The 25,833-nt window shown below is 58.1% G+C and carries 18 protein-coding genes and 1 pseudogene; 5 read left to right on the forward strand and 14 right to left on the reverse strand.

Annotation, left to right across the window (positions count from 1 at the left end; translation table 11 throughout):
• Window position 1: 1 nt before the first annotated feature.
• Together BUE92_RS12495 and BUE92_RS12500 are read right to left on the reverse strand one after the other, a co-directional pair.
• On the reverse strand, window positions 2–895 hold the full coding sequence (locus BUE92_RS12495; RefSeq protein ID WP_073523998.1) for a glycine betaine ABC transporter substrate-binding protein: 894 nt from the start codon (window positions 893–895) through the stop codon (window positions 2–4).
• 20 nt (window positions 896–915) lie between these two features.
• Window positions 916–1,632, reverse strand: a complete 717-nt coding sequence (locus tag BUE92_RS12500; protein WP_003188475.1) for an ABC transporter permease — start codon at window positions 1,630–1,632, stop codon at window positions 916–918.
• 332 nt (window positions 1,633–1,964) lie between these two features.
• On the opposite strand from BUE92_RS12500, the gene BUE92_RS12505 reads away from it, so the two are divergent.
• From BUE92_RS12505 to BUE92_RS12520, 5 genes and pseudogenes are all read left to right on the forward strand, one after another.
• Entirely contained in the window at window positions 1,965–3,548 is a 1,584-nt protein-coding gene (locus tag BUE92_RS12505) for a peptide chain release factor 3 (RefSeq protein WP_073524000.1), read from the forward strand.
• A gap of 179 nt (window positions 3,549–3,727) precedes the next feature.
• A complete protein-coding gene (locus tag BUE92_RS27910; RefSeq protein ID WP_143169973.1) occupies window positions 3,728–4,147 on the forward strand; it encodes a hypothetical protein in 420 nt (139 codons plus the stop codon).
• 51 nt (window positions 4,148–4,198) lie between these two features.
• A pseudogene (prfC, locus tag BUE92_RS12510) lies at window positions 4,199–4,456 on the forward strand (peptide chain release factor 3); the annotation flags it as partial.
• 249 nt (window positions 4,457–4,705) lie between these two features.
• Window positions 4,706–5,521 carry a hypothetical protein gene (locus BUE92_RS12515; protein ID WP_073524003.1) on the forward strand — a complete coding sequence of 272 codons (816 nt, stop codon included), beginning with the start codon at window positions 4,706–4,708 and terminating at the stop codon, window positions 5,519–5,521.
• A gap of 233 nt (window positions 5,522–5,754) precedes the next feature.
• The gene (locus BUE92_RS12520; protein ID WP_073524004.1) at window positions 5,755–6,009 is read left to right on the forward strand and encodes a hypothetical protein; all 255 of its coding nucleotides are present in this window, start codon (window positions 5,755–5,757) and stop codon (window positions 6,007–6,009) included.
• 79 nt (window positions 6,010–6,088) lie between these two features.
• Here the strand turns inward: BUE92_RS12520 and BUE92_RS12525 are convergent, their stop codons facing one another.
• From BUE92_RS12525 to BUE92_RS12580, 12 genes are all read right to left on the reverse strand, one after another.
• Window positions 6,089–8,347 carry a TonB-dependent siderophore receptor gene (locus BUE92_RS12525; protein WP_073524005.1) on the reverse strand — a complete coding sequence of 753 codons (2,259 nt, stop codon included), beginning with the start codon at window positions 8,345–8,347 and terminating at the stop codon, window positions 6,089–6,091.
• A 402-nt stretch (window positions 8,348–8,749) separates the two neighbouring features.
• Entirely contained in the window at window positions 8,750–9,721 is a 972-nt protein-coding gene (locus tag BUE92_RS12530) for a peptide ABC transporter ATP-binding protein (RefSeq protein ID WP_073524006.1), read from the reverse strand.
• On the reverse strand, window positions 9,721–10,689 hold the full coding sequence (locus BUE92_RS12535; RefSeq protein ID WP_014716896.1) for an ABC transporter ATP-binding protein: 969 nt from the start codon (window positions 10,687–10,689) through the stop codon (window positions 9,721–9,723). The genes BUE92_RS12530 and BUE92_RS12535 overlap by 1 nt, the downstream gene beginning before the upstream one ends.
• A 10-nt stretch (window positions 10,690–10,699) precedes the next feature.
• Window positions 10,700–11,611: an ABC transporter permease subunit gene (locus BUE92_RS12540; RefSeq protein ID WP_073524359.1), complete on the reverse strand. Its 912-nt coding sequence runs from the start codon at window positions 11,609–11,611 to the stop codon at window positions 10,700–10,702.
• A gap of 10 nt (window positions 11,612–11,621) precedes the next feature.
• Window positions 11,622–12,632, reverse strand: a complete 1,011-nt coding sequence (locus BUE92_RS12545) for an ABC transporter permease subunit (RefSeq protein WP_003171721.1) — start codon at window positions 12,630–12,632, stop codon at window positions 11,622–11,624.
• Window positions 12,633–12,708: 76 nt separating this feature from the next.
• Window positions 12,709–14,307, reverse strand: a complete 1,599-nt coding sequence (locus tag BUE92_RS12550) for an ABC transporter substrate-binding protein (protein ID WP_073524007.1) — start codon at window positions 14,305–14,307, stop codon at window positions 12,709–12,711.
• Between the two features lie 80 nt (window positions 14,308–14,387).
• Window positions 14,388–15,782 (reverse strand): OprD family outer membrane porin, encoded by a 1,395-nt coding sequence (locus BUE92_RS12555; protein WP_073524009.1) that lies wholly within the window; start codon window positions 15,780–15,782, stop codon window positions 14,388–14,390.
• A 171-nt stretch (window positions 15,783–15,953) separates the two neighbouring features.
• Window positions 15,954–17,507, reverse strand: coding sequence for an ABC transporter substrate-binding protein (locus BUE92_RS12560; RefSeq protein ID WP_371915187.1), 1,554 nt, complete (start codon window positions 17,505–17,507; stop codon window positions 15,954–15,956).
• Between the two features lie 356 nt (window positions 17,508–17,863).
• Window positions 17,864–19,492: an ABC transporter substrate-binding protein gene (locus BUE92_RS12565; protein WP_073524011.1), complete on the reverse strand. Its 1,629-nt coding sequence runs from the start codon at window positions 19,490–19,492 to the stop codon at window positions 17,864–17,866.
• 258 nt (window positions 19,493–19,750) lie between these two features.
• Window positions 19,751–21,352 (reverse strand): ABC transporter substrate-binding protein, encoded by a 1,602-nt coding sequence (locus tag BUE92_RS12570; RefSeq protein ID WP_073524012.1) that lies wholly within the window; start codon window positions 21,350–21,352, stop codon window positions 19,751–19,753.
• A gap of 99 nt (window positions 21,353–21,451) precedes the next feature.
• Complete coding sequence (locus BUE92_RS12575) at window positions 21,452–24,805, reverse strand: dermonecrotic toxin domain-containing protein (RefSeq protein ID WP_073524013.1); 3,354 nt, start codon at window positions 24,803–24,805, stop codon at window positions 21,452–21,454.
• Between the two features lie 184 nt (window positions 24,806–24,989).
• Complete coding sequence (locus BUE92_RS12580; RefSeq protein ID WP_073524014.1) at window positions 24,990–25,703, reverse strand: SIMPL domain-containing protein; 714 nt, start codon at window positions 25,701–25,703, stop codon at window positions 24,990–24,992.
• Window positions 25,704–25,833 lie beyond the last annotated feature (130 nt).

The raw sequence follows: 25,833 nt of genomic DNA on the forward strand, positions 1-25,833 counted from the left end.
TTTAGTTGATTGGATGTTGGCGCAGGAAATCGGCGGCAACGGCGGACGGGCTTTCATGGTCGACGTCGACCCGAGCATTGAGCTGACGCATGGTTTCATCGTCGAACAGGTTGGCCAAAGGCTTGAGTTCGGCGGCCAGTTGCGGGTGCTGGTCGAGGTATTGCTGGCGGATCACCGGGGCTGCGGTGTAGTCGGGGAAGTAGTGCTTGTCGTCTTCGAGCAGCTTCAACTTGAACGCGTTCAGGCGCCCGTCGGTGGTATAGACCAGCCCGGCAAACACCTGGCCATTACGCAGGGCGGTGTAGACCAGGCCCGCGTCCATCTGCCGGGTGTTCTTGCGCGTCAGGTTCATGTCGTACAGCTTGACCATGCCCGCCAGGCCATCGGAGCGGTTGGCGAACTCGGTGTCCAGGGCGACCAGGCGGTGTTCCTTGGTGTCTTCGGCCATGGCTTTGGTGAGATCGCTGATGCTGTTGATCTCGGGATGTTCCTCAGCAACGTTCTGCGGCAACGCTAGGGCGTAGGTGTTGCTGAAACGCGATGGCGACAGCCAGACCAGGCCTTTTTTCGCATCGAGTTCCTTGACCCGAGCGTAGGACTGTTCGCTGTCGAGCTTCTCGTCGATGTGGTTGTAGGCCACCAGTGACACGCCGGTGTATTCCCAGATCAGATCCAGCTGCCCGCTTTCCTGGGCACTGCGCGCCAGGTTGCTGCCCAGGCCACCGGTCACACGGGCGTCATAGCCCTTGGTGCGCAGGTACTGGGAGGTGATTTCGGCGAGCAGGGTCTGCTCGGTGAACACCCGGGCGCCGATGCGGATCACGGGTTTTTCGGCGGCTTGTGCAATACCTGCAAGCAGCAGGACGCAGCCTAATATCAAGCTCAGTTTTTTCATGTGAATTCCTTTACCGGGCCTTAAGACGGGCGCAACCCGCGTTCCAGCCAGAGACGGCTGGCCATGGTCACCAGGCCATCAAGCAGCAATGCCAGCAGCGCGGTACACGCGGCGCCGAGCAACAGTTGCGGCTGGTTGTTCAGGGCGATGCCGGGGAAGATCAGGCTGCCCAGGCTGTTGGCGCCAATCAGGAAGGCCAACGGTGCGGTACCGACGTTGATCGCCAGGGCCACGCGCACGCCACCGATGATGATCGGCACGGCGTTGGGCAATTCCACGCGAAACAGCACTTGGCGCGGGGTCATGCCGATGCCGGTAGCGGCCTCTTTCAGGGAGCCCTGAACGTTTTTCAGGCCTTCGTAGGTGTTGCGCACGATGGGCAGCAGGGAGGCGAGGAACAGCGCGAAGATGGCCGGGCCGCTGCCAATGCCGAGGACGCCGAGGGCGATGGCCAGTACGGCCAGGGGAGGGACGGTGTTGCCGATGTTGAAGATTTGCATGAAACGTTCTGCGCGCCCGACCATGTTGGGTCGACTGAGCAGGATACCGGCGGGGATGCCCACAATCAGGGCTGCCAGCATGGAGACTAAAACCAGAATCAGATGAGCTTGCAGGTAAAACAACAAATCGTCGCGGTACAGTTCGATCGTGTTGATGCCGATCCAGTGGACCAGCAGGGCCAGGAGAGCGACGACAACCACTGCTCCTATCAGCCCTTTGCCATAGCGAATAGCCACAGGCGGACTCCTTTTTTTCTTCTGTCGGCGAACACATTTCCTGGCGGCAGGGCCATGGCTGGCTGCCTTGGAATGGGTTCGCGAAAAGCAACTCGCCGATACTGGCAATGCAGTATGCGATCGAGCCATGAGCGCAGCCTCGTCAGGCTAACTTGCTGATTTTTCAGCCCCTGTTCCGAGTGCGATAGCAGGGGAGTGGACGTCTCGACCTTTTAAAAGGTTCCACACTTGGGAGCATTTAGCCACCCCCAATGGGCTCAACGGTGGTCCGTACCCTCGCGTTTGCGCTATACTCGCCGCCCTTTTTTGACTCACCTGCCAGGCGATTTCCCATGACCCACCAGGCCGCCGAAGTCGCGAAACGCCGCACTTTCGCCATTATTTCCCACCCCGATGCCGGTAAAACCACCATCACCGAAAAGCTGTTGCTGATGGGCAAGGCGATCGCGGTGGCCGGCACGGTGAAATCGCGCAAATCCGACCGCCATGCCACCTCCGACTGGATGGAAATGGAAAAACAACGGGGTATTTCCATTACCACGTCGGTCATGCAGTTCCCGTATCGCGACCACATGGTCAACCTGCTTGACACCCCGGGGCACGAAGACTTCTCCGAAGATACCTACCGCACCCTCACCGCAGTCGACTCGGCGCTGATGGTCCTCGACGGCGGTAAGGGCGTCGAGCCACGTACCATCGCGCTGATGGACGTGTGCCGTCTGCGTGATACGCCGATTGTCAGTTTCATCAACAAACTCGACCGCGATATCCGCGACCCCATCGAGCTGCTGGATGAAATCGAAGCCGTCCTGAAGATCAAGGCCGCGCCGATCACCTGGCCGATTGGTTGCTACCGCGATTTCAAGGGCGTGTACCACCTGGCCGACGACTACATCATTGTCTACACCGCTGGCCATGGTCACGAACGTACCGATGTGAAAATCATCGAGAAGCTCGACTCCGACGAAGCCCGCGCCCACTTGGGTGACGAGTACGACCGTTTCGTCGACCAGCTGGAACTGGTGCAGGGCGCCTGCCATGAGTTCAACCAGCAGGAGTTCCTCGACGGCCAGTTGACCCCGGTGTTCTTCGGGACTGCCCTGGGCAACTTCGGTGTCGACCATGTGCTTGATGCTGTTGTGAACTGGGCGCCGAAACCCCTGGCCCGCGTCGCCAACGAACGCACCGTGGAACCGGTCGAAGAGAAATTCACCGGCTTCGTGTTCAAGATCCAGGCGAACATGGACCCCAAGCACCGCGACCGTATCGCCTTCATGCGTATCTGCTCTGGCCGCTACGAAAAAGGCATGAAGATGCGCCACGTGCGTACCGGCAAGGACGTGCGCATCGGCGACGCCCTGACGTTCTTCTCCTCCGAGCGTGAACAGCTCGAAGAAGCCTACGCCGGCGACATCATCGGTTTGCACAACCACGGCACCATCCAGATCGGCGACACCTTCACCGAAGGCGAAGCGCTGGGCTTTACCGGTATCCCGCACTTCGCCCCGGAACTGTTCCGCCGCGTGCGCCTGCGTGACCCGCTCAAATCCAAGCAACTGCGCCAGGGCTTGCAGCAATTGGCCGAAGAAGGCGCCACCCAGGTGTTCTTCCCCGAGCGCAGCAACGACATCATCCTCGGCGCCGTCGGTGTGCTGCAGTTCGACGTGGTCGCCAGCCGCTTGAAAGAGGAATACAAGGTGGAGTGCTCCTACGAGCCGATCACCGTGTATTCGGCGCGCTGGATTGATTGCAGCGATAAGAAGAAGTTGGAAGAGTTCTCCAACAAGGCCGTGGAAAACCTCGCGATCGACGGCGGTGGTCACCTGACCTACCTGGCCCCGACCCGGGTCAACCTGGCGCTGATGGAAGAGCGTTGGCCGGATGTGAAATTCCGTGCGACGCGTGAGCATCACTAAAAAATAACCTCTCCCTATGAATAAAAAAGGCCCAGCATTTTTATAGTGTGGGCCTTTTTTTTACTGTGTTTTTTGTATTTACTGTTAATGTTGACAGTAGACGCACCCTAGAGGGTCACCTAATCTTAGGCGGTGAGGAAGTAAGTCTGAATATTCCAAGCCTGAGGCGGAGGTGTGCAATGGAGAGTGCAAATAAAGTTGTCAGTGGTCAGCTGAGATACTCGGTCAATGGAGGCGCTGTCATATCTGGCGCATCTAATATGTATGACAGTGGTAATTCTATTGTTATCGTAACAGGGCATGCCGGTACAGAAGGGGGAAGTATCCAGCTGTTTTTTAATGGAGGGCGAGAGTTCTGGTTGCGCAACAGTCCTTTGAGCGCAACATTAATTGCAGAATATATTCCGTATTGGGATGCTGGCCGAAAATGGCTGGGAACTTCCGGTGCCGTGGAGGCGGTAGTGAGTGCCGAGGGAGAACTGGCTATCGTTGCCTTTACTTTTACGGCTCGTCGTCACCAAAGTACCGAAACTGCGGAAGTTACCGGACGTCTTTATTGCAATTCGATCTCTGCTATCGCAGAAGCTGGTTTGCAATAAATAGTGGATCTTTTCTGTTTGTTCGTTGGTGCTGTATGGGCGGGGCTTTAGTTTAATTTGGTCGCCAGCCGCTTGAAAGAGGAATACAAGGTGGAGTGCTCCTACGAGCCGATCACCGTGTATTCGGCGCGCTGGACTGATTGCAGCGATAAGAAGAAGTTGGAAGAGTTCTCCAACAAGGCCGTGGAAAACCTGGCGATCGACGGCGGTGGTCACCTGACCTACCTGGCGCCGACGCGGGTCAACCTGGCGTTGATGGAAGAGCGCTGGCCGGATGTGAAATCCCGTGCGACCCGCGAGCACCACTAAGATCTGGGTGGTTGAGAGAAGGGCGAAGCTGTGGTGGCTTCGCCCTTTTTATTTAATCAGCGGGCTATTGGCTGAGCTGCAAATTATCAAGGGGGCCTAAATTTTTACGCCCGAACGCCCCGGCCCTGTGTCTCCTCAGTGGTTAATCGATTCACTGTCAGAAATGACAGTAGTGCTGTTTCGTCATTCAAGCTATAAGTCAGCGTAGGAAACCTACGGTGCTTGGCGTGATACGAAGAGGATACAAACATGATCAAACAAGTGAGGGCAAATATAGAAGGTGTGTTAACTACCCGTATTGATGAGGGAGAGGTCTTTACCGCTGTCAGTCACTCATTTTCTTATGATGTGAAAAATTTTACTGTGGCGGGTTATTTTGAAGACGGTCGAAATATCTATTTTTCTTTTGATAAGAATATTGAGCCTGGTACTTATAAGTTTGATGAGGTAAGTAAAATTTCAGCTTGGTATAACGCTGGCCCCGGCTATTCGTGGATAGCGCTGCGAGACGGAATCGGAGAGGTGGTGATTAAAAAAATTTCGGTTCATGAGAATGCATGCGTGGAGCTTACGTTCAAATTTAAGGCGAAGCAGTTTGAGGGGGACGATTCTACAATAATTACACTCGATGGAGTGGTAGCGTTGAAAGCCGTTACTGCGCTTGCTACGATTGGTGAAGTTAATGTGCATATTAAGGGTGGCCCCAGTTTCAGTGCGGATAAGCTGTATTTCCTGTCAGAGGGTGGTGGCTTTTACTTAGGGGGGAGTAGCAGCGAATACGATGGGCTTGGCGTGTTTCTATATTTTGATTTTCTTAATGTCGAAGAGCGTGTTTACGAAATATCAGAAAGGGATGAAGTGTATGCTTGGTATAACCCTAGTGAGGCACACGGTAGTTGGTTGGCGACGGAGGGGGCAGTGGACGTGAAGTCATTTTCTCTAACCGGGGAGGCTTTTATAAAGCTCGAATACCGGTTCACGGCTGTGGATAGGATAGGGACAGGGGAGGTCGATATCTCGGGAACGGCTGAACTCACCGGTTTGTCCCGTGCGGCTAGTCGATAGATTTTTCTGCGAGTTGGATAGCGCCTGGCAACTGATATGTGTTGTCTGCTGCCAAGAGAGGACGTTGAAAGAGCTATCCAACAGGGCCGCAGAAAAACTCGCACCGCTCCCCCCTCATTTTAATCTCATCAAGGCTGTGGATTGGCGGTAATCCGGCATCGCGACTAGCGTAAACGCTGGTGGCAGTTAATGACTGCCGTGCGGGGCCCATTTACTGACTGGACGGATCGACCATGAGTATTGTTCAACGCGTAGTGTTGTTGATGAAGATGCTGGTGCTGTTGTCGTTGGGGATGTCGACGGCCTGGGCGCATAACCCGGTGCAGAGCGCCGCGGTGGCGACGAGTGGCCAGGCTTCGGACTTGCAGTTGGCCAAGTCTGAAGCCGAGCCAGGCGATAAAGGCCAGGGTGGCAGCGAAGACGATGACGACTCGACAACCGGCGAGCCTGACAGCGACGACGCAGACGAAGGCGATAGCCAGACGTAGGTTCGCCAAGGGAAAGCTTTTCAAACAATCAATGCCTTGGATGCGACCTCCAAGGCATTTTTATTGGCCGCCCTTTTCTTCAGAACGAAGTGGTCACCGACGCGAAGTAAGCACGGCCCGGCTCATTGTAAGTCTGCGCGCCCGCATCCTCGGCGTTGCCTTTGCGCGACAGGCGCTTGTCCAGCAGGTTGTTGATGCCAACCCGCACGCTCAGGTTTTTGCTGAACTCGTAGCCGCTGCTCAGGCCCATCAACCCGTACGGGTCGACGTCCTGCTGAGCGCTGCGATCGTAACTGCTGGCGCTGCGTGAGTTGAGCGTCGGCGCCTCCTGCTTGCCGTAATAGGTGCCGCTGACCTGGAAAGAAAGCTTGTCAGTGGCTTGCCAGTCCAGCGTGGTGTTGACGGTGTACTTGGGGATGATGCTCAAGGGCTCGCCGGTGTCTTTGTCCTTGGAGTCGATCATATAGGTCAGGTTGGTGTTCAAGTCCAAGTCATTGCGCAGGCTGACGAACAGGTTGCCTTCAACACCCTGTACCAAGGCTGGGCCGCTGTTTTCCCACTCCAATACACGTCGGCCGTTGCCCAGACGGAACGCCGCCTCGTTACTGGCGTTGATCTTGTTCTTGTAGTCATTACGGAAGTACGTCGCACTGGTGCGCCAGGTGCCCTTGTCGAAAGCCAAGCCGATTTCCTTGTTGACGCTGATTTCCGGCTTCAGGTCCCGGTTGCCCACCAGGTAGCAACCGCCCATGTTGGCTTCGCTGGCGTTGCAGCCATTACCACGGCTGTAGAGCAAATAGTTCGGGTTGGACTGGTACAGGTTGGGGGTTTTGTAGGCGCGGGCAATGCCGCCCTTGATGCTCAGTTCGTCGGTCAGCTGGTGCGAGGCATTGAAGCTGGGGCTCCAGTTGCCGCCGTATTCCTCATGATCGTCGAAGCGCAAGCCAGGCGTGATCACGGTCTTGCTGCCCAACTCGATGTTGTCCTCGGCAAACAAGGCGTAGCTTGAGGCGGTGGTCTTGGTGCTGTTGCGGCTGACGCCCGGGATGGCGGGGACGCCGCCGGTGCCTGGGTCATAGCTTTGCGGGCGCAACGAGCCTGGGTCGTTCATCGACTCGTAGAGGTATTCGCTGCCCAGGGTCAGCACCTGTTCGGCACCGACGCTCAGGGGCAGGTTGACCTCGGCAGTGGCCCGGGTATTGCGCAAGCGCGACTCGAAACGACCGGCGCTGGCGGAGGGCGCGCCTTCGCCGGAACCGGCCAGGCCTTCGTTGAGACGTTCGTTGCGGGTCAGGTCGTGGGTCAACGAGGCCAGGGTCGAACCCCAATCGAATTCGCCACGGTGCGTGGCTGAAAAGCTGCTGCGTTGAATCACACTGGTTTCCTTGCCCACCAGGCTTTCCACGAATGCGCCACCGCCGTTGAGCATGGTGTCACCGGCGAAAATATTGCCCTGGCGGCTGTAGCTGGCTTCCAGGTCCAGGGTTTGCTCAGGGGTGAACTGCCAGCTCAGCAAGCCGTTCACGTCTTTATTGCGTACGCCTTCGCGGCCGGCCACCAGCGAGTCTGGGGTCGCCTGCGCTGCGCGGTTGATATCGGCGTCGTCAGCGTCGGTCTTGTTCAGGCCGCCATAGACGCGGAACGCCAGGGTGTCGGTCAACGGGCCGCTGAGGTTGAAGTTGGTGCGTTTGCTCGCGCCTTCGGCGTCGTTTTCAGGGAAGGCCATGTAGGCGGTCAGCGAGCCGTGCAGTTGGTCGGTGGGGCGTTTGGTGATGATGTTGATCACCCCGCCCATGGCGCCGGAGCCATAACGGGCAGCGGCCGGGCCGCGCAGGATTTCAATGCGTTCGACCTCTTCGGCCGGTACCCAGTTGGTTTCGCCACGGGTATCACGGTCACCACTCCAGCCGTAACGCACCGCGTTGCGCGAGGTGGACGGCTTGCCATCGATCAGGATCAGGGTGTTTTCCGGACCCATGCCGCGCAGGTCGATCTGGCGGTTATTGCCACGGCTGCCGCTGGAACTGTTACCAGTCAGGTTCACACCCGGCTCGCGTCGGATGATCTCCGACAGGTCGTTGGTGGGCGGGCGCTTCTTGATGTCTTCGGCAGTGATGATCGACACGCCGGGCGCTTGCTTGAGTTCTTCGGCGGCGGTGCCCAGCACGCGCGTCTCGCCCAGCACCAGCGCTTGGGGCGTGCCATCCACAGGCAGGTCTGTCGCTTGGATCGGCACTTTGTCGCGTTCTTTTTCCACACTCTGCGCTAGCAGCGCCGGGGACGAAAGGGTAGCGATAAACGCCAGCGATAGATGGCTGAGCCTGAATTGAGACGACATGTCCACAAAGTCCTTTAGGGGGGGCGATTGAACGAGAGACGTCTGAATTTTTTCGCGCATCCAGCGCTCTCCATGCGCCGTAATGGTATTGATTCTCAAACAGAAGTAAATTGCATTTACAATCTATACACTTTTCGTCAGGCCCTGGCTCAATATTTTCAAGGCGCTTGGCATGGGTTCAAACGGTATTTTTTTTGTTACAGGCGCGCAAAAAAAGCCCCTCCGGCCAGACTGATGCGCAATCTGGCGGGAAGGGCGATGGAACTCATTGAAACCGCGGCCCCTGTAGGAGCGAGCTTGCTAGCGAAGAACCCATGGACACCGCGTTAAACCAGACTACCCGCGTTATCGTTGACGTCTTTCGCGAGCAAACTCGCTCCTACAGGGGGAGGTCGGGTTGCTTCAGGCGACGAACTGCTCCGCGTAGTGGCAAGCTACCTGCCGGTTATCCAAAGGGCGCAACAGCGGCTCTTCACTGCTGCAACGCGCCGTCGCATACGGGCAACGCTTGTGGAACGCGCAGCCAGGCGGCGGGTTCAGTGGGTTGGGCAGTTCGCCGACGATCTTGATCTTCGGCTTGCTCGGGTCCGGGTGAATGGTCGGCGTGGCCGACAGCAGCGCCTGGGTGTAAGGGTGCAAAGGACGGGCGTAGATGTCTTCCTTGGGGCCCACTTCCACCGGGCGGCCGAGGTACATCACCATCACATCGTCAGCCACGTGCTGCACCACCGCCAGGTTGTGGGAAATGAACACGTAGGCGGTGTTGAATTCCTGCTGCAAATCCATGAACAGGTTGAGCACCTGCGCCTGGATCGACACGTCCAGCGCCGAAGTCGGTTCATCCGCCACCAGCACTTTGGGTTGCAGCATCATCGCCCGAGCCAGCGCGATACGCTGACGCTGGCCACCGGAGAACATGTGCGGGTAGCGCTGATAATGCTCAGGGCGCAGGCCCACTTGCTTCATCATCGCCTGCACTTTCTCGCGGCGTTCGGCGGCGGACAGGTTGGTGTTGATCAGCAGCGGTTCGGCCAGTTGATCACCGACTTTCTGGCGTGGGTTCAGCGAGGCATAGGGGCTCTGGAACACCATCTGCACGTCTTTGCGCAATTGCTTGCGCTGGGCCTTGTCGGCGCCGGCCACTTCTTGCCCGGCGATTTTCAACGAGCCTGAAGATGGTTCTTCAATCAGGGTCAGGGCGCGGGCCAGGGTGGACTTGCCGCAACCTGACTCGCCCACCACGGCGAGGGTCTTGCCGGCTTCCAGTTCGAAGGACACACCATTAAGCGCGCGTACCAACGCATGGCCCTTGAACAGGCCACGGGACACTTCGTAGTGACGGGTCAGGTCGCGGGCGGTAAGAACGACGGCCATTACGCCACCTCCTGGTTCAGCGGATAGAAGCAGCGGGCAAGGCTGTTGCTTTTCGGATCGAGGCCCGGCCGCTGGGCGCGGCAGGAGTCCTGCACATACGGGCAACGCGGCGACAGCAGGCAACCCTGCGGACGGTCATAGCGGCCGGGCACGATGCCCGGCAACGTGGCCAGGCGCGTAGCACCGAGGCTGTGCTCGGGAATGGCCTTGAGCAACGCTTCGCTGTACGGGTGTGCCGGAATGTCGAACAGCTGCGGCACCTGGCCGACTTCCACCGCCTGGCCTGCGTACATCACGCACACGCGCTGGGCGGTTTCGGCAACCACCGCGAGGTCGTGAGTGATCAGCACCAGGCCCATGTTCTGCTCTTTTTGCAGGGCCAGCAGCAGTTCCATGATCTGCGCCTGGATGGTCACGTCCAACGCAGTGGTCGGTTCATCGGCGATCAGCAGCTTGGGCTCGCCGGCAATTGCCATGGCGATGGCCACGCGCTGGCTCATACCGCCGGACAATTGATGTGGGTAGGCATCCATACGGCTGGCAGCGCCTGGGATCTCGACCTTTTCCAATAGCTCGATGGCGCGTTTGCGTGCTTGTTTGCCGGACATTTTCAAATGCAGGCGCAGCACTTCCTCAATCTGGAAACCCACGGTGTAGCTGGGGTTCAACGCGGTCATCGGGTCCTGGAACACCATCGCCAGGTCTTTGCCGACGATCTGGCGGCGCTGGCGGTTGCTCAGCTTGAGCATGTCCTTGCCGTCGAAGTTCAGGGCGTCGGCGGTGACGATGCCGGGATGTTCGATCAGGCCCATCAGCGCCATCATGGTCACGGATTTACCCGAACCCGACTCGCCAACGATCGCCAGTACTTCGCCTTTGTCGACGGAGATGTCGAGGCCATCGACCACCGGCACGGCGGTCTTGTCGCCGAAGCGCACGTTGAGATTCTTGATTTCTAACAGTGACATGGGAATCTCCTCAGGCGGCGTTCTTGAGTTTCGGGTCCAGCGCGTCGCGCAGGCCGTCACCCATCAAGTTGATTGCCAGCACGCTGAGCAAAATGGTCAAGCCAGGCAGGCTCACGACCCACCAGGCGCGTTCGATGTAGTCACGGGCCGAAGCCAGCATGGTGCCCCACTCCGGCGTTGGCGGTTGTACGCCAAGGCCAAGGAAGCCCAGGGCCGCGGCATCCAGAATCGCCGAGGAAAAGCTCAAGGTCGCTTGTACGATCAGCGGCGCCATGCAGTTAGGCAGCACGGTGATGAACATCAGGCGTGGCAGGCCGGCGCCAGCGAGGCGGGCGGCAGTCACGTAGTCGCGGTTCAGTTCGCCCATCACGGCGGCGCGGGTCAGGCGCACATAGGATGGCAACGACACGATGGCGATGGCGATCACGGTGTTGATCAGGCCAGGGCCGAGGATGGCGACAATCGCCACGGCCAGCAGCAGCGAAGGCAGGGCCAGCATGATGTCCATCAAACGCATGATGGTCGGGCCGAGCAAGCGCGGGAAGAACCCGGCGAACAGACCCAGCAGGATACCCGGGATCAGCGACATCACCACTGACGACAAACCGATCAGCAACGACAGGCGCGAGCCCTGGATCAGGCGCGAGAGCAAGTCACGGCCCAGTTCGTCGGTGCCCAGCAGGAACTGCATCTGCCCACCTTCCAGCCACGCCGGCGGGGTCAGCAGGAAGTCGCGGTATTGCTCGCTGGGGTTATGCGGGGCAACCCACGGGGCGAAGATCGCGCAGAACACGATCAGCAACATGAACAGCAGGCCGGCAACCGCGCCTTTGTTATTGGAGAAGGCTTGCCAGAATTCTTTGTACGGGGACGGGTACAGCAGGCTCTGATCGACTGCTGACACTTGAGTAGGTGTGGTCATGGTCATGATCTCAGCGCTGGTGACGGATGCGTGGGTTGGCGAAGCCGTAGAGGATATCCACCACGAAGTTCACCAGGATCACCAGGCAGGCGATCAGCAGAATGCCGTTCTGCACCACCGGGTAGTCCCGCGCGCCAATGGCTTCGATCAGCCATTTGCCAATGCCGGGCCACGAGAAGATAGTTTCGGTCAGTACCGCACCGGCCAGCAGCGTGCCGACTTGCAGGCCGACCACGGTGAGCACCGGGATCAGCGCGTTACGCAGGCCGTGTACGAACACCACGCGTGCTGGCGACAGGCCCTTGGCCTTGGCGGTACGGATGTAGTCCTCACGCAGCACTTCGAGCATCGACGAACGGGTCATGCGCGCGATTACTGCCAGCGGGATGGTGCCGAGCACGATGGCCGGCAGGATCAGGTGGTGCAATGCGTCCCAGAAGGCGTCCGGCTCGTCGGCCAGCAGGGTGTCGATCAGCATGAAGCCAGTGCGCGGCTCGATGTCATAGAGCAGGTCGATACGCCCGGAGACCGGGGTCCAGCCCAGGCTCACCGAGAAGAACATGATCAGGATCAGGCCCCACCAGAAGATCGGCATCGAATACCCCGCGAGGGAGATGCCCATCACCCCGTGGTCGAACAGGGATCCTCGCTTGAGTGCCGCGATCACCCCGGCCAGCAGGCCCAGGATACCGGCGAACAACAGGGCGGCCATGGACAGTTCCAGGGTCGCGGGGAAGAGGGCGGTGAATTCGGTCCACACGCTGGTGCGGGTGCGCAGCGATTCGCCAAGGTCGCCCTGGGCGAGCTTGCCGACATAGTCCAGGTATTGCGCATACAGCGGCTTGTTAAGGCCAAGGCGCTCCATTGCCTGTGCGTGCATTTCGGGGTCAACCCGTCGCTCGCCCATCATGACTTCTACGGGGTCGCCTGGAATCATGCGAATCAACGCAAAGGTCAGCAACGTGATGCCGAAGAACGTGGGGATCAATAACCCCAGTCGGCGGGCAATAAAACTAAACATCTTGGTGTGTACCTCAATCAGCCGGTTAGGCAGGTCCGGCACCGTCAATGTCGACGGTGCCGAGCGTTTTTCTTATTTACTTCACCTGGGTGGTGGCGAAGTTATTGGTCGTCAGAGGACTTTGGGTATAACCCTCGACGTTCTTGCGCATGGCGGTAAACATTTTCGGGTAGGCCATGGGGATCCAGGGTTGGTCCTTCTCGAACACGTCCAGGGCTTGTTCATAGAGTGCAGCGCGCTGGGTGGGTTCAGCGATGGCGCGCGCCTTGTCGATCAAGTCTTGAAACTCTTTGTTACACCAGCGGGCGTAGTTTTCGCCGTTTTTCGCTGCATCGCAACTCAGGTTTGGAGTGAGGAAGTTATCCGGGTCGCCGTTATCCCCGGCCCAGCCGGCAGAAACCATGTCGTGCTCGCCGGCTTTGGCGCGCTTGAGCATTTCGCCCCATTCCATGACCTTGATGTTGACCTTCAGGCCGATCTGGGCCAGATCCGCCTGCATGCGCTGGGCGCCGAGCATCGGGTTGGGGTTGGTCGGGCCGCCGCCGTTACGGGTGAACAGGGTGAACTCGGTGCCTTCCGGCACGCCGGCTTCCTTGAGCAGGGCACGGGCCTTGTCCAGGTCGCGGGGCGGGTTCTTGATCTTGTCATTAAAACCCAGCAAGGTTGGCGGATAGGGGCCGGTGCCGACCACCGCGTTGCCTTTGCCGTACAGGGCGTCGGTGTAGCCGGCCTTGTCGAACGCGATATTGATCGCGTGACGTACTCGCGCATCGCTCATGTACTTATGGGTGGTGTTCATCGCGGTATAGCTGGTGGTCATGGCCGCCAGCTCATCGACTTTCAGGTTCGGGTCAGCCTTGACGCTAGGCACGTCGTCGGGCTTGGGATACAAGGCGATCTGGCACTCGTTGGCCTTGAGTTTCTGCAGGCGCACGTTGTTATCGGTGGTAATCGCCAGGATCAGTGGGTCGGCTGGCGGCTTGCCACGGAAATACTCCGGGTTGGCCTTGAAGCGCACCTGGGCGTCCTTGGCGTAGCGCGTGAAGATAAACGGCCCGGTGCCGATCGGCTTGGCGTTCAGATCATCGGTCTTGCCGGACTTGAGCAGTTGGTCGGCATATTCGGCGGAGTGAATCGAGGAGAACGCCATGGCCAGGTCGGCCAGGAAGGGTGCTTCAGGACGGGTCAGGGTAAACACGACGGTGTGGTCGTCGGTCTTCTCTACGCTCTTGAGCAGTTCTTTAAAGCCCATGCTTTCGAAGTACGGGTAGCCCACGGTGGACTTTTTATGCCACGGGTGATTCGGGTCCAGCTGGCGCTGGAAGCTCCAAAGCACATCATCGGCGTTCAAGTTGCGCGTGGGTTTGAAATAGTCGGTGGTGTGGAACTTGATGTCGTCACGCAGATGGAAGGTGTAGGTCAGGCCATCGGCGCTGATTTGCGGCAGGTCTTTAGCCAGGGCGGGCACCACTTCGGTGGTACCGGGCTTGAAGTCCACCAGGCGGTTGAACATGGTTTCAGCGGCGGCGTCAGCGGTCACGGCGGTGGTGTACAGGACCGGGTCGAAACCTTCCGGGCTGGCTTCGGTGCAGACCACCAGCGGTTTGGCCGAAACGCCGATCGCCACGCTCAACAGCGCAGCGGCCATGGCGGCTTGTAGTGGGAGCATTTTCATTCAGAGCCCTCTGCAATCGATGGAGCCAGAAAAGCGTAGGCGGCGGGCTCGTCCTGAGCTCGCCGCCTGCCTGGCGCTAATTAAAGGATGTTGAACGGGATGGTGGTGACCAGACGGAACTCTTTGATGCTGCCGTCGGACTGGAACTCGCTGCCACGGTGCTCAACATAGGTTGCGCGCACGGTGGTGGCTTTGAGTGGGCCGCTCTGCAGCGCGTAAGAAGCGCCTACACCGTATTCCTGGTGCTTCTCGCCGTCCTGGGACTGGATGCCGTCATAGGCAAACTTGGCCCGGCCATTGTTGCCGGTGTAGTGGGTGCCGTCGATGTCCCAGCCACGTGCCGAGTAGGCGTTGAACTTAAGGCCAGGTACGCCGTATTCAGCCATGTTGATGGCATAGGCGATCTGGAAGGATTTCTCGTTCGGGCCGTTGAAGTCAGACGTCAGGGAGTTGGCCAGGTAGATGCCGTTGGTTTCGTGCAGGTAGTCGAAGTACTCGTTACCGTTCACTTGCTGGTAGCCGAAGGTCAGGCTGTGTGCCTGGTGAGTCAGGCCCAGGGAGAGGGAGAAGGTATCGTTGTCGATTTCCCCCATCTCTTTTTTGCCTTCATCGACGGTCTTGTAGTAGTTGAAGCCGGTGGTCAGGCCCAACTGCTGCGCGTCGCCCAGCTCGTGGGTGGCGCCGAAGTAGTACTGGTTCCAGAAGTCCTTCACGTTGGCGGCGAAGAAGCTGGTCTTCAAGCTTTTCAGTGGCTGGTAGTTCACACCCAGGGTCGACACTTTGTCGGTTTCTGCGCCATTGCCGTATTCGGTGCGGAATTTCGACAGGCTCTGCTCGCTACGTGGCGAAACGCGGTCGAACACGCCGCCCTGGAACGACAGGTTGCTGAACTCTTCGCTGTTGAAGCTCACACCCTGGAAGCTCGAAGGCAGAGCACGGTTGCCGATGGTGTCGACGATGCCGCTGCTGAAGTTCTGGCGACCGGCGGTCAGTGTGGTGTTGGACACACGGAATTGCACGTTGGCCAGGCCCAGTTTGCTCCACTGGTCTACGGCGTCACCGTTGGAGTCGGCCAGGGTACGGTTGGAGCCGCCTTTGATATCACGCTTGCTGCGGTCCAGCACCAGGGCGTTGTACACCGCCACTTCAGTCTTGACCCCTACGGTGCCCTGGGTGAAACCCGAGCTAGCGTTGAGGATGGTGCCTTGCACCCAGTTGGTCCGGTTGCGATCGGTCAGGGTCTGGCCGTGCTTCTGGTACGAGAAGGTGCCCCCACGGTATTTGCTCTCATGGGAGTACCAGTTACGCGTGGTGCCGCCCAGGCTGAAATCTTCGATAAAGCCTTTGGCCTCGCTTTGGGCGCTGGTGCCGGCCAGGGTGGTAGGAACGAAGTCCTGGCTTTGCGTTTCAGCGTAGGCGGTGGCCGTGATGCTGCTGATGGCCAAGGCCAGAAGCGCTTTGCTGCTCAGTTTCATGGGTGAAGCTCCTTTGGTTCTCTTTTTTAATGCCGGTCTTTTTGGGTGATCCGGCTATTGGGTGTGCAACTCGTTCAAGCTATTGCAAACGTTTGGCGTAGGAAATTTCCCAACAAAAGCCTGCACGTTTGCCGGGGAGCGTATTTCGCTCCCCGCCATCCGGTTATTTTCTTATGGGTTGATGCTGACGCCCGAGAACACGTTGCGGCCGAAGGGGCTTACCTTGAAGCCTTCGACCTTGGCGCTTAACGGCTGGTTGACCGTCGAGTGGGCAATGGGCGTGATCGGCACCTGCTGCTTGAGCAGTTGCTGCGCCTGTTTGTACAGAACAGTCCTTTGTTCGCGGTCGGTCACGACCTTGGCTTGCTTGATCAGCTTGTCGTACGCCGGGTCGCACCACATGGAGTAGTTGTTCCCGCCGATGGCGTCGCAGCTGTAGAGGGTGCCGAGCCAGTTGTCCGGGTCACCGTTGTCGCCGGTCCAGCCGATCAGGCTGACATCGTGCTCACCGTTCTTGGTGCGCTTGATGTACTCGCCCCATTCATAGCTGACGATCTTGACCTTGAGGCCGATCTTGGCCCAGTCGTTCTGCAGCATTTCCGCCATCAGCTTGGCGTTGGGGTTGTACGGGCGTTGCACTGGCATGGCCCACAGGGTGATTTCGGTGCCTTCCTTGACCCCGGCGGCCTTGAGCAATTGCTTGGCTTTTTCGGGGTCGTAGGCGGCGTCCTTGATGCTGTCGTCGTAAGACCACTGCGTCGGCGGCATGCCGTTGACCGCCAGTTGCCCTGCGCCCTGGTACACGGCATTGAGGATGCTCTGCTTGTTCACCGCCATGTCCAGCGCCTGGCGTACTTCAAGCTGATCGAATGGCTTGTGGCGCACGTTGTAGGAGATATAACCGAGGTTAAAGCCCGGCTTGGTCAGCAGTTGCAGGTTCGGGTCGGCCTTGAGGGCCTCGACATCGGCAGGGCGTGGATGCAAGGTTACCTGGCATTCGCCGGCCTTGAGCTTCTGTACGCGTACCGAGGCGTCGGTGTTGATGGCGAAGATCAGTTGGTCCAGCTTGACGCGGCTCGGGTCCCAGTACTGTTTGTTGCCCACGTAGCGGATCTGCGAGTCTTTCTGGTAGCGCTGGAACACGAACGGGCCAGTGCCGATCGGCTTCTGATTGATATCGCTGGGCCGGCCTTGCTTGAGCAACTGCTCTGCGTATTCGGCCGAGAGGATCGCGGCAAAACTCATGGCGATGTTCTGCACGAACGCGGCGTCGACCGTGTTCAGCGTCATCACCACGGTGTAGGGGCCGGTTTTCTCGACCTTGGCGATGTTCTTGTTCAGGCTCATCCCGTTGAAGTACGGAAACTCGGTGGGGTAGGCCTTGCGGAACGGGTGCTCGGGGTCAAGCATGCGGTTGAAGGTGAACAGCACGTCGTCGGCGTTGAAGTCCCGTGTCGGCTTGAATTCCTTGTTGCTGTGGAACTTCACCCCTTCACGCAGGTGGAAGGTATAGGTCAGGCCATCTGGGGAAATATCCCACTTGGTTGCCAGCCCAGGTACGACGTCGGTCGCGCCTTTTTCGAACTCCACCAAACGGTTATACAAAGGCTCCGCCGCATCGTTGTCGGTGGCGGTGGTGTATTGCGCAGTGTCAAACCCTGCCGGGCTGCCTTCGGAGCAGAACACCAGGCTCTTTTTCTCGGCGGCTTGGCCCATCGTGGCCATGGCCAGCAGGCTGGTGGCAAACAGTGCGGAGACAACGGTGGTATGGCGCATGACGATCCCGGTCCTTGTTTGTAGTTATCAACAGCGAGCCTTCCTGCTGGCGTACAGCCAGGCAGACATCACTGATCCCACACACAGCAAGTGCCCTTCCCAGAGTGATGCCTCTGCTGTCCTACGACCTTATGGGGCGTGGACCGCGCAGTAAATGCGTCAATTCTGACTGACCTTGTAGGTAACGGAGGCACGGGTTGCAGTTCATTGCTGTAAGACGGCAACGCTTGCAAACGTAGTCTGTTTCCTAAGGTCCAGGCGGATGGAATAACGGCGACGTTATGAAACGTCGCCGTTATTGATCCTTACTTGCCGCTAACGCTAACGCCGTAGAAGGAATTCAAGCCAAACGGGCTGATCTTGAAGTCCTGCACGGTATTACGCATGGGTTGATACACCGTCGAGTGCGCGATAGGTGTCATCGGGACTGCATCTTTGAGGATATGTTGCGCCTGCTTGTACAGCTCGGTGCGTTTGGCGACATCCGATGTGGCCTTGGCTTCTTTCACGATGCCGTCGAATTTCTTGTCGCACCACTTGGAGAAGTTGTTGCCCGACAGCGAGTCGCAGCCGAACAGCACGTTCAGCCAGTTGTCCGGGTCACCATTGTCGCCGCTCCAGCCAATGATCATGGCCTGGTTCTCGCCGCCTTTGGAACGCTTGATGTACTCGCCCCATTCATAGCTGGTGATCTTGACCTTCAGGCCGATCTTGGACCAGTCGTTCTGCAGCATTTCAGCCATCAGCTTGGCGTTCGGGTTGTACGGACGCTGAACCGGCATGGCCCACAGGACGATTTCGGTGCCTTCCTTGACGCCGGCTTCCTTGAGCAGCGCCTTGGCTTTTTCAGGGTCGTACTGGGCGTCCTTGATGCTGGTGTCGTAGGACCATTGGGTCGGCGGCATGGCGTTGACGGCCAGTTGACCGGCACCCTGGTACACGGAGTCGATGATCTGCTGCTTGTTCACTGCCATGTCCAGCGCCTGGCGTACGCGCAGGTCCGCCAGTGGGTTTGGCTGATCGCTGCCCTTGACCTTGTCCATGACGTTGTAGGCTACGTAGCCCAGGTTGAAACCGGCCTGGTGCGGCAGTTTCAGGGTTTTGTCTTCGCCCAGCGCCTTGAGGTCGGCCGGACGTGGGAACAGGGTGATCTGGCATTCGTTTTTCTTGAGTTTCTGGATACGCACCGACGGGTCGGTGGTGATAGCGAAGATCAGGTTATCGATCTTCACGTCTTCAGGTTTCCAGTAGTCCTTGTTGCCGGTGTAGCGAATGTTCGAGTCTTTCTGGTAGCTCTTGAACACGAATGGGCCAGTACCGACCGGCTTCTGGTTGATGTCGGCAGGCTTGCCTTCCTTCAACAGCTGCGCAGCATATTCGGCGGACTGGATCGAGGCGAAGCTCATGGCCAGGTTCTGGATGAACGCGGCGTCCACGGTGCCAAGGGTGAACTTGACGGTGTGGTCATCGACCTTCTCGATGTTCTTGATGTTAGTGTCCATCCCCATGTCCGTGAAGTACGGGAACTCGGTGGGGTAGGCCTTACGGAATGGATCGTCTTTATTGATCATCCGGTTGAAGGTGAACAGTACGTCGTCAGCCGAGAATTCACGAGTAGGCTTGAAGTACGGGGTGGTATGGAACTTGACGCCTTCGCGAAGGTGGAAGGTGTACGTCAGGCCATCCGGGGACACGTCCCAGCTAGTGGCCAGGCCAGGAACGACGGCGGTGCCGCCACGTTCGAACTGGCTCAGGCGGTTGAACATGGTTTCGGCCGAGGCATCGAAGTCTGTTCCGGTGGTGTACTGGCCTGGATCAAAACCGGCCGGGCTCCCTTCGGAGCAGAACACCAGGTTAGTTGCCGCAAGGGCTACGGGGGCTGCGGCCATAAGGCCAGCGCTCACTAATAACGGAAGGACTGCGTGTTTAAGCATGTTGGCCTCATGATTTGTTGTCATTTTTGGTGGTGAGGGCGACCTCGTGAGTCGGCCTGCGGATACTTATGCAGGCGCCATACCCAATGCAAGATGCAGAGCGGTTGCAAAGGGGAAACTGTGGTACGAACGTACAGGAATGTCGCAATTATGAAAGTTTCGACACGAAAGTGCCTGTTTGGAGGGTTTTTTCGGTGCAAACGGCGCACCAAAAAAGCCCAGCCGAGGCGTCTAGCGCACTCGGTTGGGGCGCAGCTGTTACTTATCTAGACCCACACCGTAGAACGGCGTTAGCCCAAACGGGCTGATCTTGAAGTCCTGCACTTGCTTGCGCATAGGCTGGAAAACCGTCGAGTTCGCAATAGGCGTTATAGGTACTTGTTCCTTAAGGATTTTCTGTGCCTGCTGATACCACTTGATGCGCTGCTCGCGGTCGCTGCTGACCTTGGCTTGCTGCACCAGCTTGTCATAGGCCGGGTTACACCATTTGGCATAGTTGCTGCCCTTGACCGCGGCACAACTGTAGAGCACGCCCAGCCAGTTATCGGGGTCGCCGTTGTCACCGGTCCAGCCATAAATCATTGCATCGTGTTCGCCATTTTTGGCGCGCTTGATGTATTCGCCCCACTCATAGCTGACGATGTTGGCCTTGATGCCAACCTTGGCCCAATCCTGTTGAATCATTTGTGCAGACATCCGCGCATTGGGGTTGGAGGCGCGTTGTACGGTCATTGCCCACAGGTTGATGGTGGTACCTGGTGCAACCCCTGCTTCTTTTAGTAGCAACCGCGCCTTGGTCGGATCGTAGGGGGCATCCTGGATTTTTGGATCATAAGACCACTGCGCCGGAGGCAGTGCGTTCTGCGCCAATTGCCCGGCGCCCTGGTACACGGCCTTGATAATTGCGGGCTTGTCGATGGCCATGTCCAGGGCCTGGCGAACCTTGAGTTGATCCAGCGGCGGGTGAGTCACGTTATAGGCCAGGAAACCCAGGTTGAAGCCTGCTTGTTGCAGTACGCGCAGGTTAGGGTCTTGCTTCATTACCTCGATATCGGCGGGGCGCGGGTAACCGCTGACCTGGCATTCGCCGGCCTTGAGTTTCTGCAGGCGTGCGGCGGCGTCCGGGGTGATGGCGAACACCAGGTTGTCGAGCTTCACGTCCTCGGGTTTCCAATACTGTTTATTGGCCACATAACGGATCTGCGAGTCTTTCTGGTAGCGCTTGAACACAAACGGCCCGGTGCCGACCGGTTGCTGGTTGATCTGCTCCGCCTTGCCTTCTTTCAACAACTGAGTGGCGTATTCGGCCGATTGCACAGAGGCGAAGCTCATGGCCAGGTTTTGCACGAACGAAGCATCGACCGCGTTCAGGTTGAACCGCACGCTGCGCTCGTCGAGTTTTTCGACGTTCTTGATCGTGGTGTTCAAGCCCATGTCGGTGAAGTAGGGCGACTCTGAGGGGTAGGCCTTGCGAAACGGGCTGTCGGCATCGAGCAGGCGATTAAAAGTGAACAGCACGTCATCGGCGTTGAAGTCGCGGGTCGGGGTGAAGAAGTCGGTGGTATGGAACTTGACGCCTTCACGCAGGTGAAAGGTGTAGGTCAGGCCATCCCTGGAAACATCCCAACTGGTGGCCAGGCCAGGTTCGACCTCGGTGCCGCCGCGCTTGAACTGGGTCAGGCGGTTGAACACGGTTTCGGCGGAGGCATCAAAGTCGGTGCCGCTGGTGTATTGGCTGGGGTCGAAGCCGGCGGGGCTGGCCTCGGAGCAGTAGACCAGGGTCGTGGCGGCTTGGGTCATTGGCATCAAAGCCAGGAGGCCGGTGGCGAGAAAGAGCTGTTTGAAGACGATTCTGTCCATGATGTCCCTTGAAGTTGCGGGCAAAAAACTGTCTGTACGAAAACGGAGGTAACTGAGGTTACCTCCGTTGAGGTTTGCCAGATAGCCGTTGATGCTCGCTTAAGCGGGAAGCTCATTTTTTTCAGGGAGTGGCGCAACCATTACGCTTGCTCGGGCAGGAGCCGATTGGTCGATCTTGAATGGCTCACTTACATCGTTGGTAGCGCGTATTTTGAAGCGCTTGGTCAGTGTCACCTCGATACCGGGGACCGGGTCGATATCCCGTTCTGTATCCTGTATATGACCGGTGCTGATTGCGTGGACCTCAGTCACCTCGCTCGTTGGGTCGTAGACGATGGTATAAGAGGGATCGTCTACTTTTAGTCTGAAACCTTCTTTGAGCTCCGTGTCCTCGAGTGACATAAATCCCGCCGAAACTTCGGCCATCGCTCCCTGGTGAGCGACCTCGGAAATGCGCGCCCTGAGATCTGGATCGGGGATCAGAGTTTCGAACTGAGTGATTCTTGCCCTGCGCATATCGTCATCAGTGGCCCCGCCTTGATTCAACTCCACCCTTTGCGGTGCACCGCCTGTTTTTACCTCCACACGGTATGTAGCGCGATTGATGTCTTTGACGAACGGGCTTGAATATTGACTTGTGCCGTAATCTTCCGGGCCTGCTCTTTCTGTTTCGCTAACAGCGAAGTTATTGTCGGGAACGTTCCAGGAAACCTCCAACTTTGTCTGGTCGATACCGTTGGTATTAACGTTTCGAATGGAAAAGTCGTATTTCTGGCGCCCACTATTTTTTAACAGCTCATCGAATCGCTCTGCCCCAGGTAATTTCTCGCCCTCGAGACCAACGAAGTTGTCCGAAATCTTAGGCGAGATTTTCAGTTCTGTATTGGCGGGTGGGGGGGAGGAAACTGAGCGGTTCCACGGCCATTTTACCCCGCCATCGCCCGGTGCGCGGGTCCACTCTCCATCACGTCCAGGTGTGATGACCATCATTGTCGCGCCGGTATCGGGATCGACGACTTTGGCAAACGTATCACCGGTTCGGTAGCGATTTGATATTTCAAATACCTTGCTCGTCCCAGTCTCGTCGGTCATGCGCACGAATTGGAACATTTGTCCCTCGCTATCGGTCACTCGATAGACCCCCAGGGCGTCGCGGCTCGCGAGCTCGATGAATTTTTCACCCTGTGGGACGGCATATTGCGAAATCGGTATGAGTGAACGGGATCTGGAAACGGGGGCGCTTGCGGGGTTGATAACCGCCTGTGTGCCAGTGGATGTTCCAGGTTGCGGTTCGCGAGTGTTTACTTCGTGGGGCGCTTGCGGCTCAAGGCGCGGGAGCTCTTTTTCTGCGGGCAGTGCAAAAGGGTCTTCCGGCACAGCGCTGGCACCGTAGGAGAACACTGTATTGAGTAAGCCATCGAACGCTTTGGAGGCTCCCTCATCCCGTTCTGTCACGGTGTCGCCAGACGAGGTTTTTTCTGCCCCTAGCGCCACCTCGGTCAACCCGGCAACCACCGCTGCGGCGGCTACGGGCGCGGCAATGGGCGCGAGTTTGGCCAGCAAGCCGGCGGCGACGGTGACGTCGTTCAGCCAGGTATCGCGAGTCACCTCGCTGTTGGACTTGATGACCACATCGGCGTCACTGTTCATCCGCTCCTTGGCGGCCGTCGTCAATGTGGAGAAAACGTCGTCTTTAATGGCGGCGTGGCTGCGGTCAATCGCTGATCCCTTCAACTCACCACTGGCCATTTTTGCCAAGACGGTGTCCAGGCCATCCTTTTTTTCGCCCACATGGGTGAACCACAGCATGGGCATCAGTACTTTTGCCGCGCGTTCAACAAAGCTCTTGGTCTGGTCCTGGCGGTAGATCATCGGGAAGTGAGCCGCCAGTGCTTCGCGTTTTGCAGGGTCCTTGGCTTGCTCGATCAGCCACTGGTCCAGCTTTTCAATAGAATCAAAACGCAAAAATGCGGGTTCGGCGCCCGGGATATACAGCACTTGCCGGCCACCGTCCGCAGCGCTGAATCGCACGATATCGCTGGACGTAACCCCGTGGAGGCTCAGGGCATGCGCTTGAACGTTGCCGTTTGCCGGCGCCTTGGCCTGGAGTTGTTTGACGGTGATCGGGGCGTTTTCATCGAGCGTAAGGTTGGACACAGCACCCATCACCAAGCGGTAGTCGTCACGGGTGAACTGGTGCTCGGGCGCTTGCAAGGAACGTTCAAGGGGGGAGCTGCCCTCGGCGCCTTTCAATTGCTTGCGGGCCTGGAAGATGAATTCACCTTTGATCGTCGTCTCATACTCGTCGTTATGCGTGCTCCAGAAGTGGTCGATCTTCTGGGTCATTTGGGTCTGAAAGTCGGTTTTCCAGCTTTCATGCATCACTTGGGAGGGCTTGAGGTCGATTTGATTATGCTTGCCGTAGCCGCCTTTTTCGCTTTGGCCAGCAGGCTGGGTATACAAACCCGCTTCGAGGTCCAGGTTGCCAGGCACCCAGTCGTGCTCGGAGAAGTTTTTCAGCAGGGCGTCGGGCAAGCGCAGCGAAGACCAGGGTTCTTGAAAGGTGTGTTCCCAGCCGGTCGCTGTATCTGCGCTTTCGCCACCTTTGAAACGGTTCAAGTACACGGTGTCGGAGTCGATAGGTTTGCCCGTGAGTTTGAGCAGCAGGTCATCCGCCCACTTTTTGGCCTCTGCCCGCGTATTGGGCAGGTTGTCGGCGACGTCCACTGCCAGGCGCTTGTAAGCCAAGGCTTGTGGTGCGGTGCTGTAGTAGTTGGCGGCGTTGTGTTTTTGCACTTGCAGGGCGTGTGCCGAGCGGCTGCTGGCAGGGCGTAGGCGGTCATCGGCGGGGATAGGGTCGAAGGTGTCTTTGTGTTCCAGGTGCCTTATTTGTGCGCGGGCCTGGGACAGTGTTTTCGGCAGGGAAATACCTTCAAAGTTGGCCACCACCTTTGCGCTGACCCGTATGGCGTCTTTACCCAGCCTCACACGCAAATCACCGTTATTGCCAGGGGCGATAACTTTTGCGGCGTCCAGCAATGGTCCTGAAATTTGCCCCCAGCCTGATGTATCCGAGAGATGGAAGGTTTTCGTTTTTCCCTCGACCTCGGCGGACAAGGTACCTGTAGACGGGTTGATTGAAAGCAAGGTGTCCGGGGTGAAGTGTTGTTCGCGCAGCCAGCCTTGTACCACGGCGTTTTCCAAATGCATGCGATACAGCCCAAGCCACTGGCCCAGAGTGCTTTGGGGCGGCACGGTTATAAGCCCGGCATTGCCGTGCAACACCTTACGTTGTGCGGCCTCGAGGTAGGCCTTGAGCAGTGCTGTTTCGTCGGGTTGGGCGGCTTTTGCAGTGGGCGGTGTCGGTGTCGCCTGCGCTTGAACGGTCGACGTCGGATTGGCGACTACGGGTGGCAGCGAAAACCTGTGGGTTGGGTTGAGTGATAGGGACATGAATTCGGCTCTCATTGTATGGATAAATGCCAGCACAGCCCTCCCTGGTAGCTATGGCAGTAATGAGTCGTAAACGCCGGGCACTTGATTCCTACGAGATGTGCTGCTGGATATGACGTGGCACCCACGCGCAAAAAAAAGGCGCAAGCCCCGTGGGGTTGCGCCGTTGCCCTGTCGAAAAAAGCTACTGTAAAACTTCGATCACGCCGTCGGCGCTCATGTTGACCTGGCTGGTGCCGGCTTCCACTTCAGGCGTCGGTGCTGAATCGGTCATGGCAGCTTTCATCATCATGCCGCCATTGCGGGCGTAGGGCATCGGGTAGCCATTGGTGTTGAAGTTCAGGTTGACGATCTTGTAGCCCTTGCCACCGAGTGCATCGGTAGCCAGTTGCGCGCGCGCCTTGAACGCGGCCACCGCGTCTTTGAGCAGCGCATCTTCGCTGGCCTTGCGGGTGGCGTCGGCGATGGCGAAGTCCATGCTGTCCATTTTCAGGGTGTTCAACAGCTCGCCGGTGAGTTTGGAAAGGGCCGGGAAGTCCGCGCTTTCCAGGCGCAGTTCGGCGCGTTCACGCCAGCCAGTGATCTTCTGGTTCTTGCTGTCGTAGATCGGGTAGCTGTTGCGGCTGCCTTGGCGCAAGGTCACGCCTTTGACTTCGCGGGCCTGGCCCAGGGCCTGGTTCAGGGTGGTGGTGATTTCGGCGGCGAGCTTGGCCGGGTCGGCATTTTGCGATTCGGTGTAAAGGGTGACGATCATCTTGTCGCGGGCCACTTCCTGGCTGGCTTCGGCGCGCAGGGAGATCTGGTTGTAATGCAATGCATCGGCGGCCATGGCCGGCAGGCTGACCATTGCGCTGGCGCCGAGGGTGATGATGGCTGCGCTGCGAGTGAAACGAGACATGGAAGCTCCTTGGGAGAGTCGTGTTGGAATAGATGTGTTCGGTATGACTGTAGACGTAAGGGTGGGGTTCGTCGGGTTTACAAAGTACGCACAAATCTCACCTGTTTTTCTGCACGGACTCTTATTCCCA

It is taken from the genome of Pseudomonas fluorescens (assembly GCF_001902145.1).
GTDB classification, from domain to species: Bacteria; Pseudomonadota; Gammaproteobacteria; order Pseudomonadales; family Pseudomonadaceae; genus Aquipseudomonas; species Aquipseudomonas fluorescens_BV.

Excerpts from the sequence above, each read along its gene's own strand:
- BUE92_RS12495 (WP_073523998.1), bottom strand. The coding sequence starts at position 895 with ATGAAAAAACTGAGCTTGATATTAGGCTGCGTCCTGCTGCTTGCAGGT.
- BUE92_RS12505 (WP_073524000.1), top strand. The coding sequence starts at position 1,965 with ATGACCCACCAGGCCGCCGAAGTCGCGAAACGCCGCACTTTCGCCATT.
- BUE92_RS27910 (WP_143169973.1), top strand. The coding sequence starts at position 3,728 with ATGGAGAGTGCAAATAAAGTTGTCAGTGGTCAGCTGAGATACTCGGTC.
- BUE92_RS12515 (WP_073524003.1), top strand. The coding sequence starts at position 4,706 with ATGATCAAACAAGTGAGGGCAAATATAGAAGGTGTGTTAACTACCCGT.
- BUE92_RS12520 (WP_073524004.1), top strand. The coding sequence starts at position 5,755 with ATGAGTATTGTTCAACGCGTAGTGTTGTTGATGAAGATGCTGGTGCTG.
- BUE92_RS12525 (WP_073524005.1), bottom strand. The coding sequence starts at position 8,347 with ATGTCGTCTCAATTCAGGCTCAGCCATCTATCGCTGGCGTTTATCGCT.
- BUE92_RS12530 (WP_073524006.1), bottom strand. The coding sequence starts at position 9,721 with ATGGCCGTCGTTCTTACCGCCCGCGACCTGACCCGTCACTACGAAGTG.
- BUE92_RS12535 (WP_014716896.1), bottom strand. The coding sequence starts at position 10,689 with ATGTCACTGTTAGAAATCAAGAATCTCAACGTGCGCTTCGGCGACAAG.
- BUE92_RS12540 (WP_073524359.1), bottom strand. The coding sequence starts at position 11,611 with ATGACCACACCTACTCAAGTGTCAGCAGTCGATCAGAGCCTGCTGTAC.
- BUE92_RS12545 (WP_003171721.1), bottom strand. The coding sequence starts at position 12,632 with ATGTTTAGTTTTATTGCCCGCCGACTGGGGTTATTGATCCCCACGTTC.
- BUE92_RS12550 (WP_073524007.1), bottom strand. The coding sequence starts at position 14,307 with ATGAAAATGCTCCCACTACAAGCCGCCATGGCCGCTGCGCTGTTGAGC.
- BUE92_RS12555 (WP_073524009.1), bottom strand. The coding sequence starts at position 15,782 with ATGAAACTGAGCAGCAAAGCGCTTCTGGCCTTGGCCATCAGCAGCATC.
- BUE92_RS12560 (WP_371915187.1), bottom strand. The coding sequence starts at position 17,507 with ATGGCCACGATGGGCCAAGCCGCCGAGAAAAAGAGCCTGGTGTTCTGC.
- BUE92_RS12565 (WP_073524011.1), bottom strand. The coding sequence starts at position 19,492 with ATGCTTAAACACGCAGTCCTTCCGTTATTAGTGAGCGCTGGCCTTATG.
- BUE92_RS12570 (WP_073524012.1), bottom strand. The coding sequence starts at position 21,352 with ATGGACAGAATCGTCTTCAAACAGCTCTTTCTCGCCACCGGCCTCCTG.
- BUE92_RS12575 (WP_073524013.1), bottom strand. The coding sequence starts at position 24,805 with ATGTCCCTATCACTCAACCCAACCCACAGGTTTTCGCTGCCACCCGTA.
- BUE92_RS12580 (WP_073524014.1), bottom strand. The coding sequence starts at position 25,703 with ATGTCTCGTTTCACTCGCAGCGCAGCCATCATCACCCTCGGCGCCAGC.